This window comes from Halorubrum distributum JCM 10118, assembly GCF_000337335.1.
Taxonomy (GTDB): Archaea; Halobacteriota; Halobacteria; order Halobacteriales; family Haloferacaceae; genus Halorubrum; species Halorubrum distributum.
Window position 1 is genome coordinate 20628 of sequence record NZ_AOJN01000043.1, and the last position, 13322, is coordinate 33949.

Genomic DNA, 13322 nt, shown 5'->3' on the forward strand with positions numbered 1-13322 from the left:
GACAGCGAGATCAACCCGGTGATGAGGTCTACTTCTCGTGGAACCGCGCGAGTTTTGTGGTGGCCGGCTGAACAGCGCGTGTCCGAAGCCTCGTGACAGGCGGGGCTAGATTCGTCGGCGGCCACCTCGCCGAGTCGTTCCTCGAAGACGGCCACGGCGTGACGGTCCTCGACAACCTCAAACCCTTCTACGCCGAGGGGATCAAACGGCACACGCTCAACGTCCACCGCGAGGTGGCCGAGAGCCGGGATGTCGAGTACCGCTTCGCCGAAGGAGACGTCCGAGATCCGGAGACTGTTCGGGACGTCGTCGCCGACGCAGACGTCGTCGTTCACCAAGCGGCGCAGGCCGGGGTTCGCGAGAGTGTCGATAATCCGCGGAAGGTGACCGACATCAACGTCGACGGGACAGTGAACCTTCTGGAGGCGTCGAAGGAGGCCGACGTTGAGCGGGTGATCCTCGCGAGCTCGTCGTCGGTGTACGGGAAGCCGAAGTCCCTACCCTACGAGGAGGACCACCCGACCGAGCCGGTGAGTCCGTACGGCGTGACGAAGCTGACCCAGGAGCACATGGCTCGGGTGTACACGGAGTTCCACAGGCTGCCGACGGTGTGTCTTCGCTACTTCACCGTGTACGGCCCGTGGATGCGCCCGAACATGGCGATTTCGAACTTTGTCTCGCGGTGCGTGAACGGCGAGCCCCCGGTGATCTATGGGGACGGTCAGCAAACGCGTGACTTCACGTACGTGGCCGACATCGTGGACGCGAACCGGACGCTATTGGAGTCGGACGCAGCGGACGGCGACGTGTTGAACATCGGGAGTTCGGACAACATCTCGATTCAGGAACTGGCCGAAACGGTCCGGGACCAGTCAGCGCCCGAGTTGGAGATTGTGTATGAATCTGCGCGTGAGGCCGACGCTGAGCACACGCACGCGTCCGTCGAGAAGGTCGGTGAGGTGATCGGCTACGAGCCCTCACGGACGACCGCGGAGGGCGTCGGCGAGTTCATCGAGTGGTATCAGGCAAACCGCGAGTGGTACGAGCCGTTGGTGCGGTCGTCGTAGGCGGCCAAAGTTCGAAACGAGGTCGAGTGTGTCGTTGGGTTACAGCGGATCTAGTGTAGACACACTGCCAGGGGGAATTACTCAGGCCGCGGCATCTCTTCGAGTTCGGCGATCTCACCGGTCTTCTCGACGCGAGCGTACTGCCGCTGCCAGGCATCCGCGGGGAACAGGTCATTCCGATCGAACAGCGCTCGCGCCTGCGGGGTGAGCTGGTAGAACTTGTACGGGTATCCGCGTACCCGATCGCCCGGCTCAACGACCAGTTCCACAACGACGCCGACGTCTCGTAACACCCCGAGATGGCGACGGATCGCGTCCTCACCGAGCGCGGGGTTCATGTACTCAAGCTCCCTGACGCTCGGGGCCCCCTGTGGGTGACCGACGATGTCGGCGATCAGGTTCGCGCGGGTCTGGTCCGTCGCCTTCTGGAGCGCCGTCCACGTCTCGAACCCGTCAGGCTCCCCACCGTCGTCTGCCGAGTTCGTCTCCGCGAGTCGGGGGTTCATGTGCGTGGTTACGGACCGGGGGCGCATAAACACTTGGTCGCTGAGTACAAACAGTTAATCAGGTAGTTCCACAATCAGTACCACTATATAACGGTGAGATAGATCGTGATGTGGAATGCCAGCCGATGACGCTGACGACGGCGACGACAATCGGGGCGACGCCGACAACGGGAGGCGTGCGGCCGACGAGGCCCCCAGTGGGGCCACGGAGGACGCAGAGACTGACCTGATCGGTGACGTCGCGGATGACGACCTCCAGGACGACGCGACGTTGTCGCTCACCCCCGAGCAGCACCAGCGGCTCAAGGACGGGCTCCACGGGGCCCGATTCAACGATATCCGTCGTGCGGGCCGCCGGTATCTCGTAGTGGGTAGCGGATCGGGTGAGTCCGGGGAGCGTCGACGGCGCGTGTGTTCTCGGTTGGACGATCGGCGGGACGCCGTCGCGTTCCGGTTAGAGGAGTTCGGGTTCGACGCCGACGACCTCGATCTGTGGGCGCCGGCCTTCGAGGTGTTGTCGGCACAGGCGACGTGGGTCGTCGGCGTGATCGAGGACTTCGACGGCGGGCACGTCTGGGAGCTTGGATACCTGTACCGCCAGCAGACGAGCGTGCGAGACGTGTTGTGGCTACTGAAGCGCGTGTACGACGATCCGGACACACAGCGGGCGAAATACGAGAACGGGATGGCCGCCTCGCACCTGGCTGCCCTCGAGGCGGCAGTGGACGACCGGGTCGTGGAGTGGTCGACGCTCGACGAGCTCGATAGCGCGATCGAGCAAATTCCGTGAGAGGAGCATCGCACGCGCCTGGACCGGGAGTGACCGACGGATTCAGGTGGCGAGTGGCCGGCCGATTCGCCATGGACGCGGTCATCCTGGCCGCCGGGCGAGGGAGCCGGCTCGGCGGGCTGAGGACGGACCGACCGAAAAGGCTCGTCGATGTGGCGGGGCGACCGCTGCTCGTGCGTGTTTGGGGCAGTGTCAAGGTAACAAACGTCGTGATCAAAACGAGTGGACGAACAGCGTTACTAAGTAGCACCACGCCGGATCTAACGACATGAGCAGCATCGATCTCCCGTCGGACGTGTTGGACGCGATCGCGGCACCGCCGGAGGATCGCGAACCGATCGTCCGGCAGGAACTCGCGGTGTCGCTGTACCGGGAGGAGTACCTGTCCTTCGGAAAGGCACGAGAGCTGGCCGGTCTCTCGAAGGCAGAGTTCCACCGGCTCCTCGGAGAACGTGGGGTGGAGCGACACTACACCGAAGAGGATCTCGCGCTCGACGTCAAGTACGCGCGAGAATGACGGTCGTCTCGAACACCTCACCGCTGTTGAATCTGGCACTCATCGAACGCCTTCACCTGATCGACGCCCAGTTCGGTGAGGTGGTCGTTCCGACGGCGGTCTGGAACGAGCTCACAGCCGGGTTCGACGGCCGCGACCGCATCGAAGCGTTCCGCGATCAGGGTGGGATTCGAGTCGTGTCGCCGGAGCCGACCGATCTCCGAATCTAGTTCGAGCGGGAACTCGATCGCGGAGAGGCCGCGGCCATCGCGCATGCCATCGACGTCGACGCGGACCGGGTGCTCATCGACGAGCGTGAAGGCCGGGCGACCGCTACGCGTCACGATGTATCGGTGACCGGCGTTGTGGGGATCCTCCTCCGGGCGTCCAGCCGAGGAAAAGTCGACCTCGAAACGGAACTCGACGCGCTCCGCGAGGCGGGCTTTTGGATCTCGGACGCGCTGTCCGAACGCGCGCTCGAGATGGACACGGAGTGAGCACCGTCGCTCCCCGGTCAGAATACAGGTTCGACGCCAGGGACAGCGTTGAAACGGCCACGCGTGGCGTCTCGCGTATGGACGAAATCATCCCTGCTGCCGGACGAGAGAGTCGGCTTGGCGAGCTGACGGCGGGCCGACCGAAGGGGCTCGTCGACGTGGCGGGGCGGCCCCTCCTCGCGTGCGCCTTCGAGACGGTGGTCGACGCCGGGGCCGACGGGCTGATCGTGATCGTCGGGGACGAGGCGCCCCAGATCGTCGACCGGTTCGGTCACGCCTTCGAGGGGATTCCGATTACGGCAAGCCGTTTTGCGCGTTCACCAAACTCTCATCACCGCGCCTGACTGCTGCCCACCACGTCTTCAGGACAGCAATTGTGACAAGTGTCGGTGGTCGTTCGATCCCGATACAGGATTGCCTGTGTGCGTCGAGATCGCTTGGCGGATGAAAGTGCCGTACCGGCTTACTGGTGGTTTCATTCGCCCCTTCGCGCCCGAACCTGAATTCCAGTCCGTCCTCCCGATAATGGTATTTGTAGTCTCCATTCTCCCACCACTGGATATCGAAGTACCCACCTCGCTCGTGGATTCCAGGGGTGACAGTGACCCGTGCCGCTCTGATATCTTCTCCTTCCCGCTGTTTGAACGGGTGACCTTTCTGATACCGGTATCGGACCTTGACGACTCCGTTACCGAGTTGGTGGCGTATCTGCTCTACGCTCTCATCAATTGCTTCTGAATCAATTGGAGAGCCGTTCCCCATCCCCATTACTGGAGTTGGGGCTGATCGCCAGCGGGGGCCGTTGTCTGATTCCCCGTCTGTCTGTCTCTTGGTTCAGTTACGGTGGTTGCCTGTTCTTTTGCTTCTTTGAGGCGGTATGCCGCTCTGAGGTGGCTGAGTTCTCGTTCTGCTGTCCGCCAGTGAGAGACGTCGTCGAGTTCGTTCTGGGTGAGTTCCTTGTCTGAAATCAGGAGTTCCTCTGGATCGGCTGCGTCATATTTGGCTTTGTACGCTGCGAGCTCCTGTTTCACTCGGTGGATTTGATCGACGAGCGTTTCGCTCCCGGCGAGTCGCCTGATCTGCTTGAGAAGGTGCCACTCCGGGTCTCGACTGTACAGTTTTCCGGAGTCCGTCTGCTGACTTTTGACAATACCTTCGTCAGCAAGCTTGTTGAGTGTGGCTCTAGCTTTTGTTTCTGAGACTAGCGCTGTCTCTGCGATGTCGCCCGCCGATCTCGGAGTCGTCGTTCTATCGATTACCGTGCGAATTCTCTCGTTCGCAGTGGTCTCGTTTTTCCACTCTGCGGCCGCGAAGTCATCGATATCCTCGAAGCCATCGTCAGCAACGGCGAACGGGTCAATATCAGCCACGGTTACCGGATCGTCCGGTAGTTCCGCTTCGGTGGGAAACTCGTCGGGGCCGTCAGGAGGCAGTGGCTCGTCAGGCATACGCTACGCTACGCCCTAAGCACACATATATTTTGCTGGCACAGATATCTGTGCTTCGGGGTTTGGTCTCGATGGTCTCGAGAGCGAGGCCGTGGGGTTGTTGGTGCGGGCGGTGTACGAGGTGACGACGGCTCGGCTGGGTGAACTACCCCATCCTACTCAGCCACTGGCGTGGCTTCGTTGAGGGTGGGGTATTTCACTGATCAAAGAAGGAACGCATTTTGCCCACATACCCGTAGTAGGACTATGGCTCACGAGTGCGACGATTGCGGAGCGTCGTTCGAGACACTCACCCGTCTCCGCCTCCACGACTGTGGCGATGTCCAATCAGAGACAACCGTTGGCTCGGCTGATCTCGAGCAGTCACAATCCACAGGTTCATCGCCAGCCGACGAACGAAACGCGTCCATCGCCGAACTTGATACTCTACTCGACCGGTTCTCGGACGGTGACAGAGACGGCCTTCACGACGCACTCGTCGAGTTCGAGTCAGCACTCTCGGCAGCGCTCGAGGAAGACACCAGTGGCGATACATACCGGGACGTGTTCTGGCCGTACCACGAGCGGGTTAGTGACGCCCTTGACGAGGCGGCGCGATCAGCGGGCTGGAAATTCCTCGAGAATGTGATCGATACACACGATCCGACTGCGGATGACAAGATTCCGCTTGTGACGCCCACGATCGCGAATGCCGTGGGACGGAATCTGATCCGCACGCGGTTGACCGACGGCGTGTCGGCGATTCCAGTTGCGGCACTCGAATACCTCGATACCATCGCAGTCACTGCCGCCGATACGGCCGATACTGCGCGGGAGGAAGTCCACGCGTACGGGTGGGGAATCGGCCATCCCGACCACTCGGTGGCCGACCATCTCCGCGCCCGCGCCTCGGAGGACATTTTTTCGGTTAATCCGACGCTCGAACACGCGTTCTACGCCGACCAGTACGCGGCGGTCGATCTGCTCGAAACGTTAGTGAGAGATCAGTCGATCGACGGGACGCTCCCTCGCATCACCCGTGACGATATGCCGTATCGTCGCTACCTTCTCGATTGCGTCTACGGGCTGAAGACGGACGACCACTGGCCGGGGATGCCGCGGTACTACGACTGGGACGAGGAATTCGATTACACGTTCGAGCTGGACGAAACAGTCGAACAGCGCATCCGTGATCTCGTCGAAGAGGCCGGCTTCGACGCAAACCTGCCGAACGACTGGACGTTCCGCGATCTCGGTATCTGAGCGAACCACCCTCACGCTTTACCTGTCTCCCGACGATACACCCGGTAATGCCGTTCAGCGTCACATGGCACACGCTTCTTGACGAGTGCAAGGGTCTCGCCGAGGATGCGACTCTGCTCACACCACTCTCTCAGGATCGTTTCCAGATCACCGACGTGCAGGAACACCGAATCGTCGTCGAATTTCTCGACCGTGACGTGGACGAGACACGGCCGCTCCAGCGCGACCAGTTCGAGACGCTCTACGAGCGCATCAGTGACGCTCCCGATGGATTCGATCTTTCGCGGCTCCCGCTCGATGCCGATCCGTATCCCGGCGTGTTGAGTCTGCATCCCCGATTCGAGGTCGACGAGAGTGCGGGTGTGATCCGCGAAACCGATGAACCGGCCGGAAGCCAGATCATCAGGGGAGCAGACGACACCGAATCAGCGGAGGAAGCCACCGAGCGCGCGGAGCCCGACGTGGATGTCTACAGCGATGCGCTCCTTCTCATCGACGCGCTAGAGCGGAACGATCTCTCCTCGCTCGAGGCGCTCGATACGCCCGCCCTCATCAATCTCTACACCTTGCTCTCGGACATCCAGCGTGATGCCAACGACCTGCGCCAGAACGTGACCAACGTGTTGTTGGATCGGCTGCACCACGACCAGCCCGTTCACGGCCAGTTCGGCTCCGTACAACGAACGGCGCGTCGTAACCGAGACCTCAGAGACGACGAGGAGGTACTGGCTACGCTGGAGGACGCAGGCATCGACCGCGAGCGCGTGTTGAGCGTCGACCGCGACAAGGTCGACGACGCTCTCGACGTGACGGAACTCTCCGAATCGGACGTGTACGACATCGAGGAGACGGAGTACGTCCGGAAGGCGGAAGTGGATGAGGAACAGCGAGAAACGCGACTACAAGGACTGAAAGATCGGCTCGCCACGAGCGACGACCCCGAGGCCACGGAACTTCGCGAGGAGATCGAAGAACTGGAGAGCCGGATCGAAGAGTTGACGCAGTTTAAGACCGGACGAGAGTATCACGCCCAGTCGAGAGCAGAATGATCAGCGGACTCCCCGACCGGCCGCTCTTGGCTAGCGAGACACTCACAGTGTCCCACGAGCGTGACGACTTACTTGTGATGCCGGCGACTCCGGACAGTCTTGTCGGAGACGACGGAACGCTTGGCGGTATTCGGGACATCCTCGTGTTCACGGCGAACGTCGTGACGTCTCTTGCATACACCGACCCGGACGGCTGGACAGTCGTGGCAAAGGCTACTGATCCATCAAAATTTGAAGTCGTCCTCGATTCGCTCATCGAATTTCGGGGCGATAGCCTCGCAGACGAAGACAAAGCCGAAATTGTCGAGACGATCGCCAAAGCCTACGAGACGTTCACGGAACGGACGCCCCGGTGACCACGTCCATCCGGGAACGGACGCACCGACACCCGGAGACGATACGGCACACCCGACCGGCTGGCGAGACATCCTCTCAACGGTGCGTTCGGAGATCGAAGCCCGCCAGCGTGGCTTCTGGACCGGGTAGTCTCGTCGATAGGATTCGGCGATCGGCGTGTGGCGTCTCGCGTATGGACGCGGTCAGCTAGGACGAGGCCGCCTCGATCGTCCCCTGACTGCGCCAAGCACCGCAGGAACGAGGCGCGCAGCTGTGGTCGCGGGTTCTTAAGCGGCCGAGGGATTTCCGCACAACGGCCATCTCCTGACCTATATCAGCCGCATCGAGTCGCCCGAATCGTCACCGATGATATCTTCCAATCCGTGAACCGCGATCGTGTCCGTGTACCCTTGCGCCCGGACTGCGTTCTTGATGCCCTTCTTGGCAGGCTTATCGTCTGTGAGGACGATAACACCCGCCGTTGAACGGTCTCTGACGTACTGGATTGCTAACCCGGCGAGAATCGCATCCGTTTTTTCGACCTCGTGTTCTGGCTGATCGGTTTCGTTCGCAATGGTTCGTTTGGCGATATCACTCGCGGCGACAGCGTCGCCATCCGTCGGTGAGGGTACATCAATAATTGTAGCCCAGCCCTCGTCGAGTGCCGTTCGGACACGGTCTGTCTCTGGCCCTCCAAGTTCACCGATCACGCGCTGAGGGAGTTTACAGACCACGCCAGCACTTTGGACTACACTCCGGAATCTCCGATACTGAGAGTTCGAAGGATCACCTATTGCGTAGAAAATATTCGCGTCGACAAGGATGTCCTGGTCAGCAGAGAATGGTGTGTCGGCATCCATTCGACCGACTCACCTATCGAGATCCGACGAGCGGGTCGGGGCATCAGATATTTCGTCAAGGTCGGGGAGATCCATTTCGTCATCCACATCCGGGAACAGATACTCGAAGAACGGATCGTGGTCTCGGCCAACAACCAGTGCCGGTTTGAGTGCGTAGATGATCATCATTGCTTCCGTTTCGCGAACGTCGATATCAGCGGCGACCATCCGCTGGGTTGTCTTGCCTGCGAAATGGAGTCCAGCCCCCCGTAGCGCAGCGATGAGCTTCCCAATACCGTAGCGGTCGATGAAGTATGCGACGTCCTCGTCGACCTCTTGGAGCGCGAGCGCGTGGAGGACGGTTGGTGTGATGACGATCGGGGCGTACTGCTCGACGATGACGATCGGATCGGCAGTCAGTTGCTGGGGGCGCGTCGAGTCATCACGGTCGACGAGGCCGAGGTCGACCAGCCGATCGACGTACTCGTAGGTCGTCGATTTCGAGATATCGAGTGCCTCCATGATCTCCGGCGGGGCAACCGGCCCCCAGTAACAGACGTAGACGTAGACGCGGGCCAGCGCTGGGTTGTTGAGCAGCTGAACGACTGTCTCGAGTCGCGGAGCGTTCCGGGCCAGCGTCTCTGGCTTGAGCGTCTCTTCATCCATCACATCTCTCGGTGGCGGGTCCAGCGCGTCGATCCCGCCGTCCGAACGAACGCCGTCGTGATCAGCGGTCATATTTGTTAGTTCGAAGTCTGTGTACTTCAGACTATCGCCGCAAACGACTGTCACACCGCCCGTGACCACGTCCACCCGGAACCAGAGGTCCCAATTTCCTGCGACGGTACGACACACCCGACCGACTGGCGTGACGTCCTCTCGACGGTGCGTTCGGAGATCGAAGCCCGCCAACGTAGCTTCTGGACCCGGTAGTCCCGGCGATGGGGTTAGGTGACCAGCGTGTGATGTCTCGCGTATGGACGCGGTCATCCCCGCCGCAGACCGAGGGAGTCGACTCGGCGAACTGACGGCGGCCCGACCGAAGGGGTTCGTGGACGTCGCGGGGTAACCCCTGCTCGCGCATGTGTTTGAGACGGCGGTCGAGGCGGGGGCCGACGGGCTGGTCGTGGTCTCCCGCATTTGAAGCGGGATAATCCGTCCAAGAAAGTTTTATCACGCTTTGAGCCGCATGGTGGGATATGGAGGATCCGGGTTCGGATATCCAAGCCGACACCGACGAACGGGCGCCGAACTTCGACGCGCTGACCCCGCCGGAGGAGGTCGTTCGTGGTGATCGAACACGGGACGACTTTTTCGATGCCGTGCTCGGACTCGACGATCCGGCGACAGCAGGCGAAGTTGCCGAGCGTGCAGGACACGGGGTCGACGCCGCACGTGAATACTTGGACTGGTTCGAACGGATGGGCATCGTCACGAAGGTTACGGATTCGCCAGCCACCTACGAACGGAATCAAGAGTACCTGAACTGGCGACGCGTCCAGACGCTCCGAAGCGAATACACAACTGAAGAGTTACTCGACCTGCTACAGTCGGAATCAGAGCGGGCGGACGCACTCGCAGCTGAATTTGACGCCGAGTCCCCGACGGGCATCTCGATCACACAGTATGCCGCAGCAAGCGACCAGTCCATCGAGGACGTCTGGGAGCAGCTCTCGTCGTGGGAAACCGCTCGGCGTCGTGTGTTTCTCCTCGAACGAGCACTCACCCCCGCGTCCGGCGAGGCTACAGATCGCGAATCCGTGGCATGACTGCCGGTGGGGAGGACGAGACGGGGGGTTCAATTTCCGGTGGGCCGATCGATTTCGACCGGCTAGCGGTCATTCGAGAGCGTTTCGCGACGGACGATCGGTTCACCGAAGTTGATGACCAGCCTGGCTTCGCGCCCGAACGGCTAGTCTGTCAGTACAATCGGCAACTCTACCCTGACCAGGTTCGGAGTGCCCGTCTAGAGATTGTCTGGTTCGAAAACGGGGATTTCTCGCTCCACTATCACGAAACCCACGAGACGGGGGCGTTCGATCATCGGTGGGACAGACATCCGTCTGGGCACAACACTCGTGACCACGTCCATCCGGGACCGGACGCACCGACGCCGGGTGACGATACGACACACCCGACCGACTGGCGTGACGTCCTCTCGACGGTGCTTTCGGAAATCGAAGCCCGCCAACGTGGCTTCTGGACCCGATAGTCCCCGTCGATGGGGTTAGGTAACCGGCGTGTAGAGTCTCGCGTATGGACGCGGTTATCCCCGTTGCCGGGCGTGGCAGTCGCCTCGGCGAGCTGACGGCGGAAGGGACTCGTCGACGTTGCGGGGCGCCCCCTGCTCGCGCACGTCTTTGAGACGGCGGTCAAGGCTGGGGCCGACGGGCTGGTCGTGATCGTCGGCTACGAGGCGGTCCAGACCGTCGACCGTTCGGCGGTGTCTTTGACGACGTTCCGATCACCTACGTCCACCAGCTAGCTATTTCCCTTCGCAAGTCGATCGACGAACACTCGAGCGTCTCGTTCCCGGTCGATGCTAGTTCGATCGCACTCAGCGCCTCATTCACAAACCGAGCGCGCGAAAATTCACTGGGGGCGGTCGACAAAACTCACAGACCGCCCCCGGCGGGAACTCACAGACCGCCCCCGGCGGGAACTCACAGACCGCCCCCGGCGGGAACTCACAGACCGCCCCNGGCGGGAACTCACAGACCGCCCCCGGCGGGAACTCACAGACCGCCCCCGGCGGGAACTCACAGACCGCCCCCGGCGGGAACTCACAGACCACCTCTGATGGAGGCCGGTGCGATCTCCATGTCGGACCGCTGCGAAGCACGGTGTGGGGCATCAATATGACTGTGGGGCTATGATGCTGAAAACCGCAAGAATGCGGCGACTTCAGGGCATCAGACACCGACTGATATAATACTAATAACGATACGTATCACCCCTGCCGAGAGAATGTGAGTACTGATTCAGGAGGGACCCAGGAGCGGCAGAGTAATTTCCCGACCATCCTGAGTAAACCGACAGGTGGCGGCCACCGCTAGGGCCCCACCGCTCTATAGCGCTCGCACGGAGCGACACTACCTTTCGACGACCACTTGGAACCCAACGCTGACCCAGTAGACTGGTCAGGCACAGAAATAGTCCTCAACCAACATACTTTAGAAAACAACTGGGAATATCGATGGTAATGAGCGACTCAGGACCCGTCCAACGACACCTCTCCGAGACAGCACTGGCTCAGGCACTGAAAGCGGCCGACAGCGGCAAACACGCTCGGCGACTCGGATTTATTAAGAATCTGTATCAGGGAGACTCCGTGTCGGACGCAATTGCTCGAGAGGGACGCTCAACATCAACGGGGTATCGGTGGCGGAAAAAGTGGAACGAGGGCGGCGTTGACGGCTTACTCCCGGACTATGGCGGCGGACGACCACCAAAACTATCACCGGCAGCAGAGACAGCGTTTCTTGACGAGATCGCCCAACGACAACCAGTCTCGACAGCCACAATCGAAGACATCCTCAAAACCGAGTTTGACGTTGAGTATGCGGCCGACTATCTCCCCCGAAAACTCGAAGCGATCGGGCTCACGTATCAACCACCCGCCCGCGAACGCGTCGATCGACAGGAGATTCTTGAGGCGGCTGAATGGGATGACAAAGCCCCTGTTGAAAATACAGGTCGACACCCTTACAACGAGCAGTCAAGCCGGACCGAAGCAGGCTGGTTCATCCCGGAGTAATCGGCGTTTGGAGGCGTCTCATGGCTCAGTTCAGTGTTGAGATGGATCGTTCAAAGGCGCACAGCAAGACCCACGAATACGGTCTGTTGTTCCCAATAGTTTTCTCTCAAATGTACTTCAATCGATTGGAATATAACTATTCTGATATACTCGTACTGATCTATCATGCTCTCCGTTTGGTGCGTCGATAGTGAGAGGGTACTTACATATCGTGTTACTAGTTCGCATTGGGTGGTGGATCCACCACCGGTGTGTCCGCCAACAGAGATTGGTGCCCAGTACTGGTACGTGTCTTGCTCACGGCCACGTTGATCTGCGACGGGGACGCTTCAATCTGCGATACTGACGCGAGAGCCAATCGGATGGTATCTTCTCTCACGATCGGGACCGGCCGATCCGAATCGATTCCACCCGGGCAGCGAGGAGTCAGGCAACGAATCGAACCGCGATCCGTTTGGGTGCGGTCGCCCTTGTTGGTCAGTTTCGCGGATCGATTGTGGATCGAGTTCCACTGTGACTCGTCAATGTAGCAGTCGCAGTCATCTGCCGTACCATGAGGAGGTGTCACAAACCTTTGGGTCGGGAGTTCTTCGCGACCACGCCGGCGACGAGTCGGGTGTGTCAGTTACACCTCGTTGGGCGTGTCATTTAGTGGCATACAAGATCCGGAGATCCGATTCCAATTTGCCGACTCGCTGTTGGGGTCGGTTTGTGGAGAGCGTGATCGGTTCGGCGGTGGACGTAGTTCGGCGTCGAATGGTGGAGACCGTTTCGGCGGGAGTGCTCTCAGTCTGGGATCGGTGCTGGCTGTCGTGGCAGGCGTGATTCGTCATCGTGGGGGTTCCGATCGTGGCTCGATTGGCGTTGACGGTGGATGTCGCAACTGACGGTCGACAGTACGTCGTCGGGATTGGGTTGGTCGGCCCGATACACATTCCGGCCCGATTGGTGGGTCGTCGATCGACTGCGACTGTGCGCCAATTCTTGCTACGGGGATCGTTTCGACTGGAGTTGGCTACTGACAGCGACGCAGTAGTCAGGATCTGTTGGGTATGATACAACAGAGCGTACCCAACTCGAATTTGGTTGGTGGATTGGCAGCGACGTGGCCTGAAGTGTGTTGCGAGCGGTTGGGTTGGTTGCTGTCTTGGGTCCCTCCTGAGATGGCTGCCGTCGGCTCCTGGTCACTCCGCAGTGATGGGTCCATATTAGTATTACGCTCTTCCGTAGGAGATTGTTGATACTGGCGAGCTGTCGCTGTCGTGTCGAAGAGGACAAGGACACCGCGTCAGCGG

General features: G+C 60.5%; 18 protein-coding genes. 13 read left to right on the forward strand and 5 right to left on the reverse strand.

Annotated elements, in window-relative coordinates:
- Positions 1-92 precede the first annotated feature (92 nt).
- On the forward strand, positions 93-1067 hold the full coding sequence (locus C466_RS07165) for an NAD-dependent epimerase/dehydratase family protein (protein WP_004598905.1): 975 nt from the start codon (positions 93-95) through the stop codon (positions 1065-1067).
- 77 nt (positions 1068-1144) lie between these two features.
- On the opposite strand, the gene C466_RS07170 is transcribed toward C466_RS07165, so the two are convergent.
- Positions 1145-1573 (reverse strand): hypothetical protein, encoded by a 429-nt coding sequence (locus C466_RS07170; protein ID WP_004598903.1) that lies wholly within the window; start codon positions 1571-1573, stop codon positions 1145-1147.
- A 115-nt stretch (positions 1574-1688) separates the two neighbouring features.
- On the opposite strand from C466_RS07170, the gene C466_RS07175 reads away from it, so the two are divergent.
- The 3 genes from C466_RS07175 (at position 1689) to C466_RS07180 (ending at position 2880) form a co-directional block, all read left to right on the forward strand.
- Positions 1689-2363 carry a hypothetical protein gene (locus C466_RS07175; RefSeq protein WP_004598901.1) on the forward strand — a complete coding sequence of 225 codons (675 nt, stop codon included), beginning with the start codon at positions 1689-1691 and terminating at the stop codon, positions 2361-2363.
- A 71-nt stretch (positions 2364-2434) separates the two neighbouring features.
- Positions 2435-2635, forward strand: a complete 201-nt coding sequence (locus C466_RS17460) for an NTP transferase domain-containing protein (protein WP_080505996.1) — start codon at positions 2435-2437, stop codon at positions 2633-2635.
- The gene (locus tag C466_RS07180; protein ID WP_004598900.1) at positions 2632-2880 is read left to right on the forward strand and encodes a UPF0175 family protein; all 249 of its coding nucleotides are present in this window, start codon (positions 2632-2634) and stop codon (positions 2878-2880) included. Before C466_RS17460 ends, C466_RS07180 begins: the two co-directional genes overlap by 4 nt.
- Before the next feature lie 17 nt (positions 2881-2897).
- Here C466_RS07180 and C466_RS07185 read toward each other — a convergent pair whose 3' ends face one another.
- Positions 2898-3134: a hypothetical protein gene (locus C466_RS07185; protein ID WP_152418594.1), complete on the reverse strand. Its 237-nt coding sequence runs from the start codon at positions 3132-3134 to the stop codon at positions 2898-2900.
- A gap of 24 nt (positions 3135-3158) precedes the next feature.
- Here C466_RS07185 and C466_RS15945 point away from each other — a divergent pair, with 24 nt between their 5' ends.
- The 3 genes from C466_RS15945 (at position 3159) to C466_RS17140 (ending at position 4094) form a co-directional block, all read left to right on the forward strand.
- Positions 3159-3356, forward strand: a complete 198-nt coding sequence (locus C466_RS15945; protein ID WP_239641195.1) for a DUF3368 domain-containing protein — start codon at positions 3159-3161, stop codon at positions 3354-3356.
- Between the two features lie 77 nt (positions 3357-3433).
- Entirely contained in the window at positions 3434-3700 is a 267-nt protein-coding gene (locus C466_RS07190) for an NTP transferase domain-containing protein (RefSeq protein WP_239641196.1), read from the forward strand.
- Between the two features lie 100 nt (positions 3701-3800).
- Positions 3801-4094 carry a hypothetical protein gene (locus C466_RS17140; RefSeq protein WP_193366043.1) on the forward strand — a complete coding sequence of 98 codons (294 nt, stop codon included), beginning with the start codon at positions 3801-3803 and terminating at the stop codon, positions 4092-4094.
- 29 nt (positions 4095-4123) lie between these two features.
- Here C466_RS17140 and C466_RS07200 read toward each other — a convergent pair whose 3' ends face one another.
- Positions 4124-4804: a winged helix-turn-helix domain-containing protein gene (locus tag C466_RS07200; protein WP_239641197.1), complete on the reverse strand. Its 681-nt coding sequence runs from the start codon at positions 4802-4804 to the stop codon at positions 4124-4126.
- Between the two features lie 246 nt (positions 4805-5050).
- Between C466_RS07200 and C466_RS07205 the strand changes: the two genes are divergently transcribed.
- Genes C466_RS07205 through C466_RS07215 form a run of 3 tightly spaced genes read left to right on the forward strand, consistent with a single transcriptional unit; the run spans position 5051 to position 7451 of the window.
- A complete protein-coding gene (locus C466_RS07205; protein WP_004598887.1) occupies positions 5051-6046 on the forward strand; it encodes a hypothetical protein in 996 nt (331 codons plus the stop codon).
- 47 nt (positions 6047-6093) lie between these two features.
- On the forward strand, positions 6094-7095 hold the full coding sequence (locus C466_RS07210) for a hypothetical protein (RefSeq protein WP_004598886.1): 1002 nt from the start codon (positions 6094-6096) through the stop codon (positions 7093-7095).
- On the forward strand, positions 7092-7451 hold the full coding sequence (locus C466_RS07215; protein ID WP_004598884.1) for a hypothetical protein: 360 nt from the start codon (positions 7092-7094) through the stop codon (positions 7449-7451). Before C466_RS07210 ends, C466_RS07215 begins: the two co-directional genes overlap by 4 nt.
- 309 nt (positions 7452-7760) lie before the next feature.
- On the opposite strand, the gene C466_RS07220 is transcribed toward C466_RS07215, so the two are convergent.
- Positions 7761-8291, reverse strand: coding sequence for a hypothetical protein (locus tag C466_RS07220; protein ID WP_004598882.1), 531 nt, complete (start codon positions 8289-8291; stop codon positions 7761-7763).
- Between the two features lie 9 nt (positions 8292-8300).
- A complete protein-coding gene (locus tag C466_RS07225; protein WP_004598880.1) occupies positions 8301-9008 on the reverse strand; it encodes a DUF7437 domain-containing protein in 708 nt (235 codons plus the stop codon).
- 461 nt (positions 9009-9469) lie between these two features.
- On the opposite strand from C466_RS07225, the gene C466_RS07230 reads away from it, so the two are divergent.
- The 3 genes from C466_RS07230 (at position 9470) to C466_RS15965 (ending at position 12027) form a co-directional block, all read left to right on the forward strand.
- Positions 9470-10039 (forward strand): DUF7342 family protein, encoded by a 570-nt coding sequence (locus tag C466_RS07230; RefSeq protein ID WP_004598876.1) that lies wholly within the window; start codon positions 9470-9472, stop codon positions 10037-10039.
- On the forward strand, positions 10036-10482 hold the full coding sequence (locus C466_RS17565) for a hypothetical protein (protein ID WP_007994977.1): 447 nt from the start codon (positions 10036-10038) through the stop codon (positions 10480-10482). Before C466_RS07230 ends, C466_RS17565 begins: the two co-directional genes overlap by 4 nt.
- A 990-nt stretch (positions 10483-11472) precedes the next feature.
- A complete protein-coding gene (locus tag C466_RS15965; RefSeq protein WP_160163049.1) occupies positions 11473-12027 on the forward strand; it encodes a helix-turn-helix domain-containing protein in 555 nt (184 codons plus the stop codon).
- The last annotated feature ends 1295 nt before the right edge of the window (positions 12028-13322 follow it).